At 58.6% G+C, this 20,003-nt stretch carries 19 protein-coding genes; 12 read left to right on the forward strand and 7 right to left on the reverse strand.

Features of this window, described 5'->3' with window-relative positions:
- The first annotated feature begins 179 nt into the window (after nt 1-179).
- Nucleotides 180-1,355: an MFS transporter gene (locus KQ659_RS14105; RefSeq protein ID WP_216688367.1), complete on the forward strand. Its 1,176-nt coding sequence runs from the start codon at nt 180-182 to the stop codon at nt 1,353-1,355.
- 48 nt (nt 1,356-1,403) lie between these two features.
- Here the strand turns inward: KQ659_RS14105 and KQ659_RS14110 are convergent, their stop codons facing one another.
- Nucleotides 1,404-2,234, reverse strand: coding sequence for an alpha/beta hydrolase (locus tag KQ659_RS14110; RefSeq protein WP_216688366.1), 831 nt, complete (start codon nt 2,232-2,234; stop codon nt 1,404-1,406).
- Nucleotides 2,235-2,544: 310 nt separating this feature from the next.
- Here KQ659_RS14110 and KQ659_RS14115 point away from each other — a divergent pair, with 310 nt between their 5' ends.
- On the forward strand, nt 2,545-4,521 hold the full coding sequence (locus tag KQ659_RS14115; protein WP_216688365.1) for an NACHT domain-containing protein: 1,977 nt from the start codon (nt 2,545-2,547) through the stop codon (nt 4,519-4,521).
- Nucleotides 4,522-4,804: 283 nt separating this feature from the next.
- On the opposite strand, the gene KQ659_RS14120 is transcribed toward KQ659_RS14115, so the two are convergent.
- Entirely contained in the window at nt 4,805-5,500 is a 696-nt protein-coding gene (locus KQ659_RS14120) for a nitroreductase family protein (RefSeq protein ID WP_216680471.1), read from the reverse strand.
- Between the two features lie 168 nt (nt 5,501-5,668).
- Here KQ659_RS14120 and KQ659_RS14125 point away from each other — a divergent pair, with 168 nt between their 5' ends.
- Nucleotides 5,669-6,031 carry a winged helix-turn-helix transcriptional regulator gene (locus KQ659_RS14125; protein ID WP_216688364.1) on the forward strand — a complete coding sequence of 121 codons (363 nt, stop codon included), beginning with the start codon at nt 5,669-5,671 and terminating at the stop codon, nt 6,029-6,031.
- A 36-nt stretch (nt 6,032-6,067) separates the two neighbouring features.
- On the opposite strand, the gene KQ659_RS14130 is transcribed toward KQ659_RS14125, so the two are convergent.
- Nucleotides 6,068-7,042 carry an arginase gene (locus KQ659_RS14130; protein WP_216688363.1) on the reverse strand — a complete coding sequence of 325 codons (975 nt, stop codon included), beginning with the start codon at nt 7,040-7,042 and terminating at the stop codon, nt 6,068-6,070.
- 321 nt (nt 7,043-7,363) lie between these two features.
- On the opposite strand from KQ659_RS14130, the gene KQ659_RS14135 reads away from it, so the two are divergent.
- Nucleotides 7,364-8,761 (forward strand): type III PLP-dependent enzyme domain-containing protein, encoded by a 1,398-nt coding sequence (locus KQ659_RS14135; RefSeq protein ID WP_216680468.1) that lies wholly within the window; start codon nt 7,364-7,366, stop codon nt 8,759-8,761.
- Nucleotides 8,762-8,857: 96 nt separating this feature from the next.
- Nucleotides 8,858-9,022 carry a hypothetical protein gene (locus tag KQ659_RS14140; RefSeq protein WP_216680467.1) on the forward strand — a complete coding sequence of 55 codons (165 nt, stop codon included), beginning with the start codon at nt 8,858-8,860 and terminating at the stop codon, nt 9,020-9,022.
- Between the two features lie 182 nt (nt 9,023-9,204).
- Here the strand turns inward: KQ659_RS14140 and KQ659_RS14145 are convergent, their stop codons facing one another.
- Together KQ659_RS14145 and KQ659_RS14150 are read right to left on the reverse strand one after the other, a co-directional pair.
- Nucleotides 9,205-9,615 (reverse strand): hypothetical protein, encoded by a 411-nt coding sequence (locus KQ659_RS14145; protein ID WP_216680466.1) that lies wholly within the window; start codon nt 9,613-9,615, stop codon nt 9,205-9,207.
- Nucleotides 9,612-10,130 carry a D-glycero-alpha-D-manno-heptose-1,7-bisphosphate 7-phosphatase gene (locus KQ659_RS14150; protein WP_216688362.1) on the reverse strand — a complete coding sequence of 173 codons (519 nt, stop codon included), beginning with the start codon at nt 10,128-10,130 and terminating at the stop codon, nt 9,612-9,614. The genes KQ659_RS14145 and KQ659_RS14150 overlap by 4 nt, the downstream gene beginning before the upstream one ends.
- Before the next feature lie 70 nt (nt 10,131-10,200).
- On the opposite strand from KQ659_RS14150, the gene hemG reads away from it, so the two are divergent.
- From hemG to KQ659_RS14165, 3 genes are all read left to right on the forward strand, one after another.
- Entirely contained in the window at nt 10,201-11,538 is a 1,338-nt protein-coding gene (gene hemG / locus KQ659_RS14155; RefSeq protein ID WP_216680464.1) for a protoporphyrinogen oxidase, read from the forward strand.
- 132 nt (nt 11,539-11,670) lie between these two features.
- The gene (locus KQ659_RS14160; protein ID WP_216680463.1) at nt 11,671-12,414 is read left to right on the forward strand and encodes a polyprenol monophosphomannose synthase; all 744 of its coding nucleotides are present in this window, start codon (nt 11,671-11,673) and stop codon (nt 12,412-12,414) included.
- A 72-nt stretch (nt 12,415-12,486) separates the two neighbouring features.
- Entirely contained in the window at nt 12,487-13,407 is a 921-nt protein-coding gene (locus KQ659_RS14165) for a TerC family protein (RefSeq protein WP_216688361.1), read from the forward strand.
- 56 nt (nt 13,408-13,463) lie between these two features.
- Here the strand turns inward: KQ659_RS14165 and KQ659_RS21865 are convergent, their stop codons facing one another.
- Nucleotides 13,464-15,587 (reverse strand): transglycosylase domain-containing protein, encoded by a 2,124-nt coding sequence (locus tag KQ659_RS21865; RefSeq protein WP_216688360.1) that lies wholly within the window; start codon nt 15,585-15,587, stop codon nt 13,464-13,466.
- 142 nt (nt 15,588-15,729) lie between these two features.
- Here KQ659_RS21865 and purB point away from each other — a divergent pair, with 142 nt between their 5' ends.
- Genes purB through KQ659_RS14190 form a run of 4 tightly spaced genes read left to right on the forward strand, consistent with a single transcriptional unit; the run spans nt 15,730 to nt 18,726 of the window.
- Complete coding sequence (gene purB / locus KQ659_RS14175; protein ID WP_216686311.1) at nt 15,730-17,070, forward strand: adenylosuccinate lyase; 1,341 nt, start codon at nt 15,730-15,732, stop codon at nt 17,068-17,070.
- A gap of 40 nt (nt 17,071-17,110) precedes the next feature.
- Entirely contained in the window at nt 17,111-17,275 is a 165-nt protein-coding gene (locus tag KQ659_RS14180) for a hypothetical protein (protein ID WP_216686310.1), read from the forward strand.
- A gap of 53 nt (nt 17,276-17,328) precedes the next feature.
- The gene (locus tag KQ659_RS14185) at nt 17,329-17,571 is read left to right on the forward strand and encodes a hypothetical protein (RefSeq protein WP_216686309.1); all 243 of its coding nucleotides are present in this window, start codon (nt 17,329-17,331) and stop codon (nt 17,569-17,571) included.
- 57 nt (nt 17,572-17,628) lie between these two features.
- The gene (locus KQ659_RS14190; RefSeq protein WP_216686308.1) at nt 17,629-18,726 is read left to right on the forward strand and encodes a glycosyltransferase family 9 protein; all 1,098 of its coding nucleotides are present in this window, start codon (nt 17,629-17,631) and stop codon (nt 18,724-18,726) included.
- A gap of 123 nt (nt 18,727-18,849) precedes the next feature.
- Here the strand turns inward: KQ659_RS14190 and KQ659_RS14195 are convergent, their stop codons facing one another.
- The gene (locus KQ659_RS14195) at nt 18,850-19,983 is read right to left on the reverse strand and encodes a glycosyltransferase (protein WP_216686307.1); all 1,134 of its coding nucleotides are present in this window, start codon (nt 19,981-19,983) and stop codon (nt 18,850-18,852) included.
- Between the last annotated feature and the right edge of the window lie 20 nt (nt 19,984-20,003).

Genomic DNA, 20,003 nt, shown 5'->3' on the forward strand with positions numbered 1-20,003 from the left:
CTCGCCGCCTGGCCCAGGTGGTTCGGCACTGCCTGGCCGCGCGGCGGCCGTGAGTCGAAGACTCACCCCACCAGTGGCACGTAGTTACGCGCTAAACTACGGCCAGCGTCGGCGCCAGCGAAAATGGCATTCTGCGAAATGGTGGTACTTTGCCGCTTCTCTCCCACCCGCTCCCGTTCATGTCCCGTATTCTTCCCACCATTGTGGGGGCGCAGTTTTGCTGCACCTCGCTGTGGTTTGCCGGCAATGCCGTAGCGCCCGATATGGCGGCGCGCCTGCACCAGGGGCCCGGCTTTGTGGCCTCGCTCACCAGCGCCGTGCAGTTGGGCTTCATTGCCGGCACCCTGGCGTTTGCCCTGCTGGCCGTGGCCGACCGGTTCTCGCCGTCGCGGGTATTTGCGCTGAGCGCGGCGCTGGCGGCGCTCTGCAACCTGGGGCTGGTGCTGCCGGGGCTGCCAGTGGCGGGCCTGCTGGCCTGCCGGGTACTCACGGGGTTTTTCCTGGCCGGCATCTACCCGGTAGGCATGAAAATAGCGGCCGACTACTACGCGGCCGGGCTGGGCCGCTCGCTGAGCTGGCTGGTGGGGGCGCTGGTGCTGGGCACCGCGTTTCCGCACTTGCTCAAGAGCATGGGCGGGCAGTTGCCCTGGCAGGCGGTGGCCTGGGCTACCTCCGACCTGGCGCTGCTGGGCGGCGCGGCCCTCCTGCTGCTGGTGCCCGATGGCCCTTACCGCCGGGCCGGCGCGCGCCCGGCTTTCACGGCGTTTCTGGCGGGGTTCCGGCAGCCGGCGTTTCGGGCGGCGGCGTTTGGCTACTTCGGGCACATGTGGGAGCTCTACACGTTCTGGGCCTTCGTGCCGGTGGTGCTGGCGGCCTTCAATGCCCGGCACGCGGGGGCGGCGCTGCCGGTGCCGCTGCTGTCGTTCGGCATCATTGGCGGGGGCAGCCTGGCCTGCGTGGGCGCGGGGCTGCTGGCCCAGCGCCTGGGGCCGGCCCGCGTCGCAACCGGGGCGCTGGCGCTGTCGGGCATCTGCTGCCTGGCATCGGGCCTCGTGCTGGGCACGGGCTCGGGAGCGGCGCTGGGGGCTTTTCTGGGGTTCTGGGGGCTGGTGGTGGTGGCCGATTCGCCGATGTTTTCGACGCTGGTGGCCCGGCATGCCCCCGCCGAAACGCGCGGGGCCGCGCTGACTATCGTCAACTGCCTGGGCTTTGCGCTCACCATTGTCAGCGTGCAGCTCACCGGCTGGCAGGTGCTGCAGCTGCCGCAGCACCTGCTGCTGCTGCTGCCGCTGGCCGTGGGGCCGGCGCTGGGGCTGTGGGCGCTGTGGCAGGGGCGGCGGGTGGTAGAAGCGTGAGGTATAGGTATACGAAGCCGCCATGCCCCTACGCCAGCCGGCCGGTTGCTAGGCTTTGCCGCCTGCCAGAAAACGCCTGACAGCGCGCACGTAGCCTTCGGCGAAGAACTTTTCGGTCAGTTTCTCCTGCGCCCCCAGGTGGCCGCAGTCCACGACCAGCAATTGGCGGCGCTGCTTCCGACGAGCGGCTTGCACCACGGCGGCAGAGTCGGCCAGGGGTGTGTTCTTATCCTGAGTGCCAGCAATGAGCAGCCACGGGCAGCGCACGCGGGCGGCTACGCGGGGATAGGCGGCAGCTTCGGCAGGTAGCGTTACGGTTTTGTTATTGGTGGCCTTTTGGTAAGCCACTATACCCGGCAGGTTGCCCGGGTAGCCCTCGGTGATAAGAAAATCGGGCTTGGCACTGGCCGCTGCTTCCGACCCAACAATGGCACCCATCGACAGGCCCAGAATGCCCACCCGGTCGCGGGGTTCCAGGTGCCGCGCCTCGGCCAGCGCGGCGCGCAGGTCGGTGGCAAACTCTTCGTAGTACAGCCGCTGCGGGTCGATGGCAAAAGCCTGGCTGTGGCCAAACCCCCGATAGTCGAACAGCAGCGAGCGGTAGCCCGCGTCGGCCAGTGCCCACGCCGTGTAGATGTTGCTGGACATATTATAGGCGTCGCCGCCGGCGGCCACCACCGTGGTGTGCTGGTCAGTGGCTTTCGCGGAGGGCTCAATTAGCCAGGCCACCAGCTTCACATGGTCGGCCGTGGTAATCTCTACCTGCCGGTATTTCAGACCCAGGGTATCGGGTTTGGCCCACCATTCGGCTACTGGGCGGATGGCAAATGCGGGGCCGGCGGCCAGCAGCGCCAAGCAAAGAAGAAAGAAGCGTACCATGTAAAAAGTGGAAATTCGGGTAGCCAGGACACTATATCCCAAGCCGTGGATAGACTTTCCCCGCCAATGAACGTTGCATCCAAATCCTTAGCCTGTGCCAGCGCAGCCGGACACAATCAGTCGGTGGCTAGCATCGTGGCCCGCATCTAAAGCGGCCAAGCCCCCCCCCCCCGCGCCATCCAGACGAATAACCCACCGAAACTTCAAGCAACAGAGAGCCCCGTCGGTGTCTGGCGAGGCGTTTCAATAATTAACTCTTTATATTGGATTTAAAAACCCATTCATTCGCCACTTCAAGGCTTAATATACTATGGAACACTCAGGCTTAGAAATTGCAAAGGATGTCGTAACAACTGCAAAGCCATTAACTGACTTAATATTACCAGCATTATTAGCTCCAAGAATTAAATCAGTAATAGATTTTTTAAAGAAAAAAGGCATTGAAAAAAGCAGCTCATCAGAAGCCGTTGAGAAGAGCTTCCGAAATTATTTAAATGATGCATACGGGCACTTTTGTGTAATGAACACGCTAGTATTTCCAAATCAGCAGATTCTAATCAAAGATATTTATCAGCCATTAACATTAAGAACAAGTTATGGATATGAGATAAAAGAGATAAATGTTTTTGAAATGAGGCATCTTGAAAAATACGGAAGAATACTAATTGCTGATACAGCAGGTATGGGTAAATCGACCTTAGTTAAATGGATAGGAGCTTCAATTATAGAGCAAAACACATCCATCCCCGTATTAATCGAATTAAAAAAACTTAGCAACAAGCATAAAATAATTCATGAAATATGCACACAGCTAGGCGACGTTTTTTCAGATTTTGATAAAGACATAATATTACATCTTATAAAACAGGGAGAATTTACCTTTTTATTAGACGGCTTTGACGAAGTCAAATACGAACACAGAGCAGAAGTAATCGAAGATATAAAAGGCTTTATTCACAAATCATCTAAAAATTGGTTTATACTAACATCACGCAAAGATTCAGCACTTACTGCATTTGGAGACTTTCAACGATTCAGCATTACACCACTTACTCTCAATGAGTCTTTCCAGCTCATTAGAAAATATGATTCCGTAAACAATGTAAAAATCGGCGAGCAACTAATCAGGGATATAAAAGGCAAACTTGAACAGGTACAAGAATTCTTAGTCAACCCATTTCTTGTCTCACTATTATACAAAACATATACATACAATAGAGATATACCGTCTAAAAAGACAACCTTTTATGAAGAAATATACACAGCTCTTTATAAACATCACGACTTAACTAAAGTCGTAGAAAGAAATCTGGAGTCTGGTCTTGATATTCAAGACTTCCGAACCGTCACCAATCAATTGGGATTTGACACAGCAAAGTCTGGCGAACTTGAATATTCGGAACAGGAGCTGATTAAATTACTTGAATGCATAATCCCTAAATGCGCAGGCATAGCTTTTAAAAGCAGCAGATTTATTGAAGACATTGTCTTACACGTCCCTTTGTTTAATCGCGAGGGCCTTGTAAGATGGGCACACAAATCATTACAAGACTTCTTCGCGGCTTCTTACATCAGCTCCTCACCCAAAAAAGAGCAAATAATTACTGCTATTTGTAAAATTCAAAAAAGTAGTTATTTAAATATTATCGACTTTTTGTATGAAATGGAATACAAGATAATACGCAATATTATTCTGTATGACATAGCCAAATCTTTCATAGCATTCTGCGAGTCAAGTTACAAAGGATTTGATATCCCAATGGATATAATTCGCAAAAGACAAGCTATTGCGTTTGACACATCTCATCTTTTTACTTACAAGAGTGGATTTGACATATCCGATGAGGAAGAAGTCGAATTAAAAAAATACACATCAATCGAAAGGAATTTAGAAGTATACGAATATGAATACCGCAAAAAGAACTTAAGAACCAGTTCTACACATTACTCGACAAGTTCATTCCGCCATGAAATAATGAATACCTTTTTCAAAAAAGGTTGTTCAATATTAAAGCCTATTGAATCGTTTCCTCATTCACAACATAGTATAGATAGATTTGTCACATCACTTGCTTGGGATAATATATATATTCTTGATGACAAGAAAGAAAATTTCCTCAACCAAATCAAGTGGTTTGACCAATTTTCTGATATGCTAATTTCTCATAGAGTTCATGCTATCAATGACAAGGCACTTCTTGACTTCAACGAATGTATTAATTTGGTAAAAGTGGTCGAAGAGGGCAAAATGCTGGATAGTTTGGAGGACGAGTTAAATGGGCTATAATTTCAATAAATCTCCTAACCTAAAAATAAGCCCCGCTAGCTACTGGCGGGGCTTGCTATTTCTTCAGCGGCTTAGGCGGCGGGCTTGGGGGCCGGGACGCGGTTGGGGCCGCCCTGGCCGAGGACGATGAGCCTGGTGTAGCCCTGGAAACGCTCCCAAACCGCATACAAGCCGAAACTTACTTCCTCCCACCCCGCATCTCCCTAAAACAGCTTGCCCCTAAAAACAACAGCGGCCGGCTAACGATATAGCCGGCCGCTGCCGTTCAGGGTGGCCCGTGGGCTTAGTTTTCCGTGTCGCCGGTCAGGCTTAGCATCGGCTCCACCTCGATGTCGGCCGCGTCGGCCAGCGTCATTTCCGTGACGAATTCCGCCTTGGGGGTCCGCACTTTTTTCATGTTCACCAGCCAGTCGTTGGCCTCCTCGCGGTAGCCCAGGGGCAGCAGCACGGCGCTTTTGTAGCCGGTACCGGACAGTTGGAGCAGTTCGTCCAGCTTGTCGGCCAGGAAGCCTTCCATCGGGGTGGCATCCACGCGCTGCTCGGCGGCGGCGGCCATGGCCAGGCCCAGGGCAATGTAGCTCTGCTTGGCCGCGTGGTGGGCCTGCCACTCGGGGGTGGCCGCGTTCAGCATGCCCAGCAGGTTGGTTTTGTAGGCATCCATGGTGCTGTGGGGCAGGCCGCGCTCATCCATCGTGTAGTTGAATACGGTGCTCACCCGCTCGTCGGTGTAGCCGTCCCAGGCCACGAACACCAGCAGGTGCGAGCAGTCCGTAACCTGGCTTTGGTTGTAGGACAGACCCTTGATTTTTTCCAGCAGGGCCGGGTCCGAAATCACAATCACCTTGTACTGCTGCAAGCCCGACGACGACGGGGCGAGCCGGGCTGCTTCCAGGATGTAATCTACTTTTTCCGGCGAAACCTTCGTGCCGTTCATCTTTTTGGTGGCGTAGCGCCAGTTCAAATCCTCGAGTAAGCTCATGCTGATGGGGAATAAATGGGCGGGTGCCCGGCGGCTTACGCGGGGCCGGGGCACCTGGCCCGTGGGAATAACGCTGCAAAGGTGCGCCCATTGGAGTACATTTGTCAAGTAGGCACCTTTTTGTCAGGCTGTTTCCTCCCAGATACTATTGCTGATAACCAACCGCTTATGGAACCCTCTGTCTCGAAGAAAATCTGGAATTGCGCCATTGGGGCCAGCGTGGCGATGGTGGGCGGCAAGTGGAAGACAAGCATCCTGCTGCACCTGCGCGACCGCACCATGCGCTTCGGCGAGCTGCAGCGGGCCGTGGGCGTGTCGCAGAAGGTGCTCACCCAGCAGCTCAAGGAGCTGGAAAAAGACGGCATCATCCAGCGGCAGGTGTATGCCGAAGTGCCCCCACGGGTCGAGTACCGCCTGAGCGACTACGGCCGAACCTTGCAGCCCGTGCTCGACGCGCTCTATGCCTGGGGTGCCATGCACTACACGCGCAACTACCCTGCGGACGTGGCACCGGCCCCATCTGCGGCCTGAGCTACCGAGCGGCAGAACTTCATCACGGACAATCCGTTACCGGCTCACCACCTCATCCAGCCGCAGCCGGCGCTCAATCGCGGCAGTGGCTTTTTCCAGGATGTTGAAGGCATTCTTCGCCATCGTATTCCCATTGTCCAGCGTAGGGTTAATTTCGACCATCTCGAAGCACACCACCCGCTCGTTTTCCAGCAGGTCCTGGCAGAGGTTTTCGGCTTCGGAGAGGTAGAGACCGTCCTCCACAGGCGTGCCGGTGCCCATGCTGAAGCTCGAATCGAGGCTATCCACATCGAAGGAAATGTACACCATGTCGCAGAAGCGCAGGTGCTCGTAAATCTCGCGGGTGAGACGGCGCGAGCCTTTTTCCTTTATTTCGGGCAGCCGAATCCACTTGATGCCCAGCTCTTCGATGAGGGCTTCTTCCTGCTCCTCGGTGTCGCGCACCACCACGTACACCAGGTGCTCGGGCTTGAGTTTGGGGCCGGGCTCGCCCAGGTTTTGCAGCCGCCGCCAGAAGAAGACCGTTTCCGCGTCGGGGATGTTGCGCTGGTGGGCCAGGTTATCCATGCCCAGGGCGGCGGCCAGGGGCATGCCGTGCACGTTACCGCTGGGCGTGGTATAGGGCGAGTGCAGGTCGGCGTGGGCATCAATCCAGACCACGCCGAGCGTTTTGGTCGGGTACGCAGCCTTGATGCCGGCAATGGTGGCGTTGGCGCTGCTGTGGTCGCCGGCCAGCACCAGCGGAAACTCGCCGAAGCGCAGCGTTTGCTCCACGGCGGCGGCAATGCCCTTCTGCACGGTATAAATGGCGTCAATGTGCTTGGCGAACGGGAACTGGTTTTTCTCGAACAGCACCTGGTTCAAATCGGGCAGCACCACTGTATTGAAGCGCCGGAAATAGTCAGAACCTTTGTTGAGGCAGGCCACGCGCAGGGCGTCGGGGCCCATGCCGGCCCCGCGGGTACCCGCCCCCAGCTCGGAGCGGACTTCCAGTAATTTAATGCGTTTCATCGGAGGGTGGGAATTTGAGTAAGCAGGTTGGCGGCACCGTTTTTTGAATTAAGAATTAACAATCAAGAATTAAAAATTAGGAGAGCACCCAGGGCAGCAACTGCTAATTCTTAATTGTTAATTCTTAATTCAAAATTAATTAAAACGCTGCCTTGCGGCAGAAGAATCTGCCGTAGCCAAGTCGCTAATATTCCATCGTCACGATGCGAGGCCGGGTAGCGGGAGAACAACAATCGGTTCCCAGCCGTTATCCTGACCCCGGCGGTACTTTTGTACGGCCCGCCGCAAAGGTCGGGCTTTTTCGCCGTTTTCAAAACCCGAATGGATACGTACCACGACCTCATCTCTCAAACCTTCGATTTTCCCACGGCCGACTTTACCGTTCAGGACCACAAGCTGCGCTTCCACGATATCGACCTGATGGCCCTCGTGGAAAAGTACGGTACCCCGATGCGCCTCACCTACCTACCCAAAATCACCTCCCAGATTCAGCGGGCCAAGCAATGGTTTGCCGACGGCATCGCCGAAACCGGCTACACCGGCACCTATTCCTACGCCTACTGCACCAAGTCGTCGCACTTCCGCTTCGTACTAGAAGAGGCGTTGAAAAACGACGTTGACCTCGAAACCTCGTCGTGGTTCGACATCAGCATCATCCGCAACCTGCACGCCCAGGGCAAGGTCGACAAGCAGAAGCACATCATCTGCAACGGCTTCAAGCCCGAGGCCTACAAGAAGGAAATCGCCGACCTGATTAACGACGGGTTCGTGAACTGCATGCCCATCATCGATTCGCCCAACGAAATCGAATACTACCACGACCACGTGCGCGAAAACGTGAACCTGGGCATGCGCCTGGCCTCCGACGAAGAGCCGCGCTTCCAGTTCTACACCTCGCGCCTGGGCATCCGCTACGCCGACGCCATCCCCATCTACGAGCAGCGCATCAAGGACGACCCACGCTTCACGCTCACCATGCTGCACTACTTCATCAGCACGGGCATCAAGGACACGTCCTATTACTGGTCCGAACTGAGCCGCTTCGTGCACAAGTACTGCGAGCTGCGCAAGGTGTGCCCCACCCTCAATTCCATCGACATCGGCGGCGGCCTGCCCATCCAAACCAGCATCCAGCCCGACTACGACTACCCCTACATGGTGGCTGAAATCCTGCGCACCATCCAGCGCATCTGCGCCCAGGAAGGCGTGCCCGAGCCCAACATTTTCACCGAGTTCGGCATATTCACGGTGGGCGAAAGCGGGGCCACGATTTACAGCATTCTCGACGAGAAACTGCAGAACGACAAGGAGCTCTGGTACATGATTGACGGCTCGTTCATCACCAACCTACCCGACACCTGGGCCCTCAACCAGCGCTTCATCATGCTGGCCCTCAACGGCTGGGAGAAGTCTTACAAGAAAATTCAGCTCGGCGGCCTCACCTGCGACTCGCAGGACTACTACAACTCCGAGAAGCACATCTACCAGACTTTCCTGCCCGAACGCAAGCCCGCCGATGCGCAGCCGCTCTACGTCGGCTTCTTCCACACCGGCGCGTATCAGGAGAGCCTCAGCGGCTACGGCGGCATCAAGCACTGCCTCATCCCCGCCCCCCAGCACATCATCCTCGACCGCGCCGCCGATGGCACCCTCACCGATATCGTGTTTGCGCCCCAGCAGGAAGCCAGCAGCATGATGCGCATCCTCGGGTACGAATAATTCAATTTTGGCGTTAGGGAATTGCAGCGATATATTAGGCTGGCTGCTTATCTTTGAAGCCCAACCCCGCAACCCCTCACCTGTTTTTATATTATTATGAAAAAGTACGTTCTGCTCGCCGCCGGCTTTGCGGCCCTCTCCCTGGGCGCCTGCAACCGCCAGAAGTGCCCCGCCTACAGCAGCACCAAGGAAGCCAACCGCGTTTCCTCGCCCATCACGGCCATCACGGCCAGCACGGCTACGCCCGCGGCGCGCCAGTAGTGCTTTTGAATTTGAGGTAAAAAGGCCGGCTTCCCGCGTGGGAAGCCGGCCTTTTTTATTACGTCATGCCGAACGCAGCCGAGGCATCTCGCGTGCATCAGTAACTCAATCGTCTGATGGCCTTGATTACTACCCCGAGCAAGATGCCTCGCCTGCGCTCGGCATGACGTTGAAAGAATCTTCTATGGCTTTTTGATTTGGTACCGCCTGATAAGCCCCGTGTCATCGGCCGCGTTCGGCCCGAAAACCGACACCTCGGTATAAGCCGGAAACCGACGGTACAAGGTGATACTGTCGCTGCCCGCCGTCTTCACCACCGAATCGCCGACATGAATGTATTGCTGCCCGGCAGCCGTCAGGCCCAGCGCCTGGGTTTCGCCGGTAGCCAGCTTCACCTTTTGAATGCCCCGGGAATTAGACAGGATTTTATCTACGCGGCCGGCTAGCTGCAGGGCTTTGTAGCGTTCAATTTCGCGCTTGCTGTTGGCGGTGGTGTTAAAATAAAAAATCAGCTGCCCGATGATGACGCATACCATCAAGAACACGGTATTGCGGTTTTTGGCTATCCAACCCGGCTTTTCTTCCTTGCTCATTGTCCTAAGATAACTGACGTGGCCGCCCGCAGGTCGGCAACGTGTGGCGCAAACCCTTCCGCGTTTTCCTGCTCCCCTACCAGTACCCCGCGCACGCCGATGTTGGCCCCAGCCTGCATATCACGCAGTCGGTCGCCCACTATCCAGCACTGCGCCACATCAAGTTTAAACCGCGCCACGGCCTTTTCCAGCATGGCCGAGCCAGGCTTGCGCAGGATGGATTCGCTTACACTGGGGTGCGCGTCGCTGAAATACAGCGCGTCGATGATGCCGCCGCAGGCGGCTTGCAGCTTGGCGTGGCAGGCGCGGACTTCGGTGGCGGTGTAAAGCTTTTTAGCGATTCCGGCCTGGTTGGTGACTACTATGAGGTGGTAGCCAGCGGCTTTGAGACGGGCCAAGCTTTCGGGCACGCCGGGGCAGATGATGAATTTTTCGGGCTCCCAGACGTAGGCACCCATTTCCTTGTTCAGCACGCCGTCGCGGTCCAGAAAAACGGCTTTGTTTTTTGTTGTCATTGCAGCAAAGCTACGGGCAACCCGAAGGACAGCGAAGCTAACTTTACATGCTCATTTGCGCAACGACTTTATGAAAATTGCCATCATCGGCGGCGGCATCAGCGGCCTCACCCTCGCCTGGTACCTGCAAAAAGCCGGCGTGACCTACGACCTCTTCGAGGCCGACGCTCGCCCCGGCGGCAACCTGCGCAGCTGGGCCACCCCCGAAGGCTACCTGCTCGAAACCGGCCCCAATTCCCTTCAACTAAGCCCCGAGCTGGAAGAACTGCTCGCCGACCTCAACCTCACCGACCAGATTGAGGACGCCGCCGCCGTGAGCCAGCAGCGCTACGTGCTGCGCGACGGCCGCTACCAGGTGCTGCCCGGCTCGCCCCCGACCCTGCTCACCAACGGCTTTTTCAGCCTGAAAGCCAAGTGGCAGCTCCTGAAAGAATTCCGCCAGCCCGCCGCCCCCATTGATGAGCAGGAAACCGTGGCCCACTTTTTTCGCCGCCGCTTTGGCCCCGAAATCCTGGACTACGCCGTGAACCCCTTCATGGCCGGCATCTACGCCGGCGACCCCGAGCAGCTGCTCATCAACAAAACCTTCCCCCAGCTCACGGCCCTGGAGCAACAGCACGGCTCGGTGCTGCGCGGGCTGATGAAGGGCGGCAAAGGCGCGGGCCGCCGCCGCATCATCACCCTCAAAAACGGCATCCAAACCATTCCCGATACCCTGGCGGCCAAGCTCACCAACTACCAACCAGACACAGCCGTCACGGCCATTTCGCGCGCCGCCGATGGCACCTACCAGTTGGAGCTGAAGGGGCCGCAGGGCCTGGAGGCCGCGCCCGGCTACACCCATCTGGCCCTGGCGCTGCCCACCTACGCCGCCGCGCCGCTGCTGGAATCGTTGTTTCCGCAGGCCGCCGCTGCGCTGGCCGCCGTCCACTACCCGCCCATGACGGCCGTGTTCTCGGCCTACGACCGCGCCGCCGTGGCGCACCCGCTCAACGGCTTTGGGGCGCTGCACCCCAAAGTAGAGGGCCCCTACGCCGCCGGTTCCATCTGGACCAGCAGCATCTACCCGCAGCGGATGCCGGCCGGCCAGGTGCTCTTCACCACCTTCGTGGGCGGCGCGCAGTACGAAGCCGCCGCCAATCAGCCCGAGGAAGCCCAAAAAACCGCCGTCCACGCCGAGCTGAGCAGGTTTTACGGCATCACGGGCGCGCCGCACTGGCAGGGGCGCTATGCGTGGCCGCGCAGCATCCCGCAGTTCGATGCGCGCATCATCGACGCCCACCGCGCCGCCGACGCCCTCGAAGCCGAACACATCGTGGCCGTAGCCAACTGGCGCGTGGGCGTGAGCGTGCCAGACTGCATTCGCCAGGCGCGGGTGCGGGCGGCACTTTTAGCGGCTGAACATTAACCTGTTTTAGCCCGGCGGCTGTCACCCACCGGCCTATTTGCCTGCGGTGGCAAGCCTAATCGTAGCGAGTAGCCGTTGCGGCCATGCAGCTTCGGGCCTCTAAACCCTATCTTTGGGGTCAATTTGAATTCCATGAGCGAAGGCCTCGTCCTGATTCCTACCTACAACGAGCACGAAAATGTGGAGCTGATTATCCGCAAGGTGATGTCGTTGCCACGGGCTTTCGATGTGCTCATTGTCGATGATAACTCGCCCGATGGCACGGCCGCCATCGTACGCGGGCTGCAAATCGTGTTTCCGGGCCGTCTGTTTCTGGAGGTGCGCGGCGGCAAGCAGGGCCTGGGCACGGCCTATCTGCACGGCTTCCACTGGGCCCTGGCCCATGGCTACGAGTATATTTTTGAGATGGATGCCGACTTCTCGCACAACCCCGAGGACCTGCTCCGCCTGCACGACACCTGCGCCATAGAGGGCCACGATATGGCCATTGGCTCGCGCTACATTCAGGGCGTGAACGTGGTGAACTGGCCCATGTCGCGGGTGCTGATGTCGTACTTCGCCTCCTGGTACGTGCGCCTGATAACCGGCATGCCCATCAGCGATGCCACGGCAGGCTTTAAGTGCTACACGGCGCGGGTACTGCGGGCTATCGACCTGGCCAACATTCACTTCGTAGGCTACGCCTTCCAGATTGAGATGAAGTGGCTGGCCTACCAGCTGGGCTTCCGCATCAAGGAAGTGCCCATCATCTTCACCGACCGCACCCGGGGCACCTCCAAGATGTCGAAGGGCATTGTGCAGGAAGCCTTCTTCGGCGTGTTGCAGATGAAAATCAGCAGCTGGCTGCACCCGCTAAAGCGGGTGGGCACCCGCTAAGGGCAAGCCTTTTACCCGGCCGGCCGCCCTGGCGCCAACCAGCCACCCGCCCCGGCGTATCTTACCATACGCATGGGAAATACGCCCCTGTTCTGGTTGGCCTTCACGGTATTCGTGGTAGCACTGCTGTTGCTCGACCTGTTGGTTTTCAACCGCCAGGCACACGAGATAAAGATGCGCGAAGCCCTGGGCTGGAGCGCGTTCTGGGTAGTCCTGTCACTGAGCTTCAACCTGCTGGTGTACCGCACCATGGGCCACCAGGCGGGCCTGCAATGGCTCACGGGCTACCTCGTGGAAAAGGCCCTGAGTGTGGACAACCTCTTCGTTTTCCTGCTCATTTTCAACTACTTTAAGGTTCCGGTGCAATACCAGCACCGCATCCTGTTCTGGGGGGTGCTAGGGGCGCTGCTGCTGCGGGCGGTGTTCATTCTGGCCGGGGCGGCGCTGCTGGCCCGGTTCCATTTCCTGATGTACCCGCTCGGCGCGTTCCTCGTGTACACGGGCATCCGGATGGGCAGGAGCAGCAGCGACCCCGAAATCGACCCCGAAAACAACCCCGTGGTCCGCTTCCTGAGCCGCCACCTGCCCATCACACGGCAGCTGGAAGGCGGCAAATTCTTTGTCCGAAAGAATGGCCTGCGCTTTGCCACGCCCCTTTTCATAGTGCTGGTGATGGTAGAAACCACCGACGTGGTGTTCGCGGCCGATTCCATCCCGGCCATCTTAGCCATCACGCGCAACACGTTCATCGTCTTCACGTCCAACGTGTTTGCCCTGCTGGGGCTGCGCGCCATGTACTTCGCGCTGGCCAGCATGATGCGCCTGTTTCACCACCTGCACTACGGCCTGTCGCTGATTCTGGTATTCATCGGGGCCAAGATTCTGCTCGAAAGCGTAATAACCATTCCCATGCCCGTGGCGCTGGGCGTAGTAGGCGGGCTGCTGGTGATGAGCGTAGTGGCCTCGCTGATGTGGCCGAAGCACGAGCAGTGAGCAACAGAACGGCAGGCTTCCCTACGCTCAGCCGGCCGTTCTGTTTATTATGCGCCCTACTTCGGGGCTTTGGCCGGCTCGGCATCCGGCACATTGGTGTTCACGCCCGCATCGGGGGTGACGCCGGTATTCAGCAGGTCAATCAGGTTGAGGGGCTCAAACTGGCTCGAATCGGCCTGAACGGTGGCGCGGGTGGTATCGGGGCGGGCGGCGAAGGCCATATACTGGCGGGCCGGACCACCGAGGTGCAGCGAATAGGGCAGGTTTTCGCGGTCGTTGCCGGTAATAAGACCCCGGGTGGCCATGATATCGGCAATGAGGCGGAAGAAGTAGCGCGTGCTACGGCGCAGGTCGCCGTAGGCATCAAACGAGTACCGGGCGTACTTGGGCTTGGGAATGATACTGGCCAGGTACAGGCTCTCGGGCAGGCTGAGCTCATCGGGCCGCTTGCCGTAGTAGAACAGCGCCGCGTCCTTCACGCCGTACACGCCGCGCTTGCCGCTGGGCCAGCGGTACTTGCTGGGACCCCACTCGATGATGTTGAGGTACACCTCAAACATGCGCTGCTTGCTGGCAAGGTGGGCGTTTTCGAGCAGCCACACAATCAACGCTTCTTCGGCCTTGCGGCCCACCGTTTTCTGGCGGCTCAGAAACACGTTTTTCACGAGCTGCATTGAAATGGTGCTGCCGCCCCGCGCAAAGCGCCGCTCCTTAATGTTCTGGATGGCCGACTTCACAAACGCCTGCTCCATAAAGCCGCGGTGCGAGAAAAAGCGCGGGTCCTCGGCCGTAGTAATGGCGTGGATGAGGTAGGGCGACACGTCGTTGTAGGGCACGAAATCCGGGTTGGGCGGGCCCACGGCGAAGGTGCGCAGCGAGTCGCCCTTATCGTTGTAGGCCGTGTACTGGAAGGCCGCGTTCAGCTTATTCAGGTCTTCCTCGCCGAAGCTGATGAGGTGGAAATTATTACCCTGCAGGCCCGAATCGAACTTCAGGCTGTCCACCTGGGCCATGTCGAGGCTGGTGTTGAGGTGGTAGGTGAGCGTGCCGGTACCGGTGGTGCCGCGCACTTCGTCGAAAATGCCGGTGGGCAGCGACGAGAAAAAGTCGTTGGCCTGGGTTTCGGCCGAAGTCACGCGGATGCTCACGGCGCGGCTGGGCTTCATCCGCACGCTGATTTCGGGGTACAGCACCAGCTTATTGACCGTAATCTGGCTGCCTTTTTCCAGCGCGATGGTGCCGCGGCCCAGCGTGGCCACAAAATCCAGCGAGCCGCGCTTCACCTCAATCTCATTGGAAGCTAGCTTGGGATGATAGAGGCTGAAGCCCCGCGCCGCCAGCGAGCCGCGCACCGTGAGGCGGCCGCCCGTGTCGTCGTTATCGAAATCCTTGCTGTCGAGCCGCACCTGCACCGTGTCGAAGCTCACCAGCGCGCCGAAGCGGCGGGGCACGTAGGGCAGCTGCACCGAGCCGCCCACCCCAAATACCCGCGCCGTGAGGGCATAGTCGCTGGGCTCGATGTGCCCGCTGATACCCAGCTCGTTCGACACCGAATCGATGGTAGCCGTGAGGCGACCCGAAATATCACCGTCCTTAATAAGCAGCTCCGGCAGGCGCAGCAGCGCCGTGTGGTGCGGACTGACGTAGCTCACGTAGAAATTCTTGAAATCGGCCTCGCCGGGCACGTTATCAAAGCTTGCTTCGAGGGCGCGGTTCAGCAGCAGGCCGTAGTTGGTGCCCTTGGTGGTATCGCGCGGCACGGTGCTGACCGGCTGCTTTTTGGCCAGGAACCCGAAATTGTCGGAAGTGGCCGTTTTGCGGGCCGTGAGGCGGGCCGTCATGATTTCGAGCCCGCTGAATACCGGCCGGCCGGCAAACAGCGAGCGCACGCTCAGGCTGGCCTGCAGGCGCTTGGCCGTCAGGAGCGTATCGGTGGGCGTGGCCCGGGGCACCAGGCTCATGCCCTGTATTGCGACGGTTTTGAAGCCCACGAACCGGGCCGGCCCCAACGTGAGAATTACCGGGTACTTGCGCTCAACTTTGGCCTTAACCTCTTTCAAGGCATACTCCAGCAGCTGCTGGCGCTTCCACTGAAACACAGCAAAAGCCAGTAGCAGCACCGCCACCAGGCTGCTGGCAATGCCAATAATAAGACGTTTGGTGGAGGGGGATATGCGCACGGAAATCAGTAAGGTGGTCGGCTTCGCCAACGCCAAAGGTAAGAACAACGAAAGTAGAGGAAATACGCAAGCGGAGCCCGGAGTAGCCAACTCCCCTTCTTTTTTCGTTCTATCCCGTTCATTCAGGCCGTACTTTTGTTCTATGCCCAGCCCCCTCACTGCCCTCTCGCCCCTCGATGGGCGCTACGCCCGCGCCACCGCCCCCCTGGCCCCGCGCTTCTCCGAAATGGCCCTGATACGCTACCGCGTGCTGGTCGAAGTCGAATATTTCATCGCCCTGGCCGAGTTGCCCCTGCCGCAGCTCGCGGGCGTGCCAGCGGAGGCTTTCGCGCCGTTGCGCAGCCTCTACGAGAATTTCACCGAAGCCAATGCGGAGGCCATCAAAGCCCACGAGGCCGTGACGAACCACGACGTGAAAGCCGTGGAATACTGGCTGCGCGAGGAATTTACCCGGCTCGGCCTGGGCAATTTTATCGAGTTTATCCACTTCGGCCTCACGTCGCAGGACATCAACAACACGGCCATCCCGCTCAGCTTCCGCGATGCGCTGATGAGTGTGCTGCTGCCAGCCTATGCTGAAGTACGCAACGTCCTGGCTGCCCGCGCTCAGGAGTGGGCCGCCGTGCCCATGCTGGCCCGCACCCACGGCCAGCCCGCCTCGCCCACGCGGCTGGGCAAGGAGATTGAGGTGTTCGTGGCCCGGCTCGATGCCCAGGTCGCGCTACTGGCCCAGATACCCTTCGGGGCGAAGTTTGGCGGAGCCACCGGCAACTTCAACGCGCACTACGTAGCCTACCCCGGCACCGACTGGCATGCCTTCGCCGCCACCTTCGTGAACGACCGGCTGGGCCTCAGCCGCTCCTTCCCCACCACCCAAATTGAGCACTACGACCACCTCGCGGCCCACTGCGACGCCCTCAAACGCCTGAACACGATATTGCTCGACCTGGCCCGCGACGTTTGGCAGTACATCTCACTCGGCTATTTCAAGCAAACTATTAAGGCCGGCGAGGTGGGCTCCTCGGCTATGCCGCATAAGGTGAACCCCATCGACTTCGAGAATGCGGAGGGCAACTTCGGCGTGGCCAACGCATTGCTGGAGCACTTCGCCGCCAAGCTGCCCATCTCCCGCCTCCAGCGCGACCTCACCGACTCCACGGTACTGCGCAACCTGGGCGTGCCGCTCGGCCACATCCTCATCGCGCTGGGGGCCTTGCAGCGCGGCCTGGGCAAGCTAGCCCTCGATGAGTCGGCCCTACAGAAAGACCTCGAAGCCAACTGGGCCGTGGTGGCCGAAGGCATCCAGACCATCCTCCGCCGCGAAGCCTACCCCGACCCCTACAACGCGCTCAAAGCCCTCACCCGCACGGGCGAGGCCATTTCAGCCGCCAGCATCGGGGGTTTTATCGATGGGCTGGACGTGAGCGAAAGCGTGAAAGCGGAGCTGCGCGGCATCACGCCGCATAGCTACGTGGGGCGGTAAATCTTATGACTATTTCTTTCGCTTCATGAGGTATCCCCAATTGCACCCTCTTCGCGTAGCCGCTGCCGTGCTCACCGTTGCCGCCTTGGCTGCCTGCTCCTCCAAAAAAGACGACCCGCAAGCCACTACCGGCATGAGCTGGACCGCCGACGGTACCGCCGCCACCGACCCGGCCCCGCAGGTAGCGGCAGCCAGCACCACATAGACATCATTGGCTCGACGGACACCGCCCCCAACACAACTACCCTTCATCTGGGCATGCCCGCCCAGTTGGGTAGCTTTGCCATCAATAGCACTAGCGTGGTGGCCGCCGATTACATCGTACACGGCGGCACGGCTACAGTCAGCTATCTGGCCAGTACCGGCACGGTCACCATTAGCACCCTAACTGCCGTACGAGTTGCGGGTAGCTTTTCGTTCACGGCGTACAATTATTCCGGCGGCCTAAGCAGCCCTCTGGTGAAAACCATTACCAACGGGCGGTTCGATGTAGCCCGATAAAACCGTGCGGACGCGGGGTTGCCTGCTATTTTTGTTCCTTCACCCGCTCCCCGCCCCGTGCCCCAGCTCTCCGATACCGTTGTTCACCCCGACTGCCGCCATTTTCGCGGCGACCTGCCCTGCCGCCCCAACAAAACCCACAGCTACGTCTGCGAAGGCTGCTCGGTGTATTCGCCCGTCACGCAGCGCATCCTCATCATCAAGCTTGGGGCCATCGGCGACGTTATCCGGACCACGCCGCTGCTGCGCCGCCTGCGCCAGGAACGGCCCGGCTGCGCCATTACCTGGCTCACGCTCACACCCGCCATCCTGCCCCAAGCCGAGATTGAGGAGATTTTGAAGTTCGATTTTGCCAGCGCCCTGCAGCTTCAGGCCCGCGAGTTCGATGTTGTCATCAACCTCGACAAAGAGAAGGAAGCGTGCGCCCTGCTCAACACCATCCAGGCCAAAGAGAAATTTGGCTACGCCCTGCGCCCCCACGACGGCGTGGCCTGGCCCGTGAACCAATTGGCCGAGCACAAGTACCTCACCGGCATCTTCGACCAAATCAGCCAAGCCAATACCAAACCCTATGTGCAGGAAATTTTCGAGCTCTGCGGCTTCGATTTCCGGGGCGAAGAATACGTTTTCGACACCCACGACGACAGAGGCTACGACTGGAGCACCCTGCCCGCCGCCCGCCCCCGCATCGGCCTAAACACCGGCTGCGGCGACCGCTGGACCACCCGCCTCTGGAGCACCGCCAAGTGGATTGAGCTCATCCACGACCTGCAAGCCGCCGGCTACACCCCGGTTTTGCTGGGCGGCGAGGCCGAAGACACCCGCAACCGCGAGCTGCACGCCGCCACCGGCGCGGCCTACCCCGGCACTTTCCCCCTTCCCCAGTTCATCAACCTGATGAATCAGATGGACGGCGTCGTGACGCAGGTAACCATGGGCATGCACATCAGCATCGCCCTGCGCAAGCCCACCATTCTGATGAACAACATCTTCAACCCCCACGAATTCGACCTTTACGGCCGCGGCCAAATCGTGCAGCCCAACAAAGCCTGCGTGTGCTTCTACCGGGGCAGCTGCCAGTTGGGCACCAGCTGCATGGAAGACTTACCGGCCGAAAAAGTATTGCAAGCCGTACGCGAAAGCGTCGTGCGGTAAGCTTTAGCTCACCGTAAGTACCAGTGCAGAAGTAAGCGTATGCTCCGGTCCGACCAGCAGGCCCGACTCGAATACGGTTACTTCTGCCCCAGTACTTGCCACTCCAATACGGCAAGCCAGAGCTTACCGCAAATACGCCACTTCCTTCAGTGCCGCCACCATCAGCGGCCACGAAAACTGCTTTTTCTGCTCCCGCACGCCCACCTCAAAGGCAGCTTCGTGGTTCTCCGCATAAAAATTCACTACCGCATCGGCAATTGCGCCGGGCGTGGGCGGCACCACGTAGCCCACCACGCCATCGGGAATTAATTCGGCCAGCCCGCCCACATCCGTCACCAGCATGGGCCGCTCAAAATGATACGCTATTTGCGACACCCCGCTTTGCGTTGCATTTTTATACGGCTGCACAATTAAATCGGCGGCGCAGAAATAATCCACCACTTTTTCATTAGGAATAAAATCCGTCGCCCGAATAATCCGGTCTTCTAATTTATAGCGCCGGATTAATTCTTCATACGGCGCGGCGTCTTCGTAAAACTCGCCCGCAATAATTAATTTAATCGGCAATTCGGCAATTCGCTTATCTGCCATCGCCTCCAGCATAATATCCAGCCCCTTATACGCTCGGATAAACCCGAAAAACAACAGATACCCCGTCGTACCCGGCAGTTTCAGCGCCGCCAACGCCTCGCTTTTCAATTTCAGCGGCCCGAAATTATCGTACAGTGGATGCGGCCGGTACAGCGCCGGCTTCCGCCCGAAGCCCAGGTTCTGCAAGTCCTTGAGCACGCTGCGGCTCATGGTCACAAATCCATCGCAGGCGCTCAGGAAATAGCGGGTCAGCGGCCCATCGCCCGGCCGCTTCTCATGCGGAATCACGTTGTCGGTGATGGCCACTACGCGAGTGTGCCCGTTGCCACGCACCAGCCGCGCCACCGTGCCCAGCGCCGGCCCCATAAAGGGCAGCCAGAACCGAAAAATCACCAAATCTGGCCGCTCCGCCCGCAATTCCCGTCCCACCCGCACCCACGACAGCGGGTTCACCGAGTTCAAGCTGACCTCAATATCCAAATCCGCCGGTCCCGCCTCGGTACTGAATTGCGTCTGGCCCGGAAATAAGAAATTCGGGTATTGCAGCGAAAACGTCACAATCCGCACCTCATCGCCAGCCTCCCGAAATGCCCGTGCCAGCCGCTCGTTATACGTCGCCAACCCGCCGCGCAAAGGGTAAGCCGGCCCAATTATCACAACTTTCATTTTATCCAGCATTTATCAAT

The sequence above is a fragment of the Hymenobacter siberiensis genome, assembly GCF_018967865.2.
GTDB lineage: Bacteria > Bacteroidota > Bacteroidia > Cytophagales > Hymenobacteraceae > Hymenobacter > Hymenobacter siberiensis.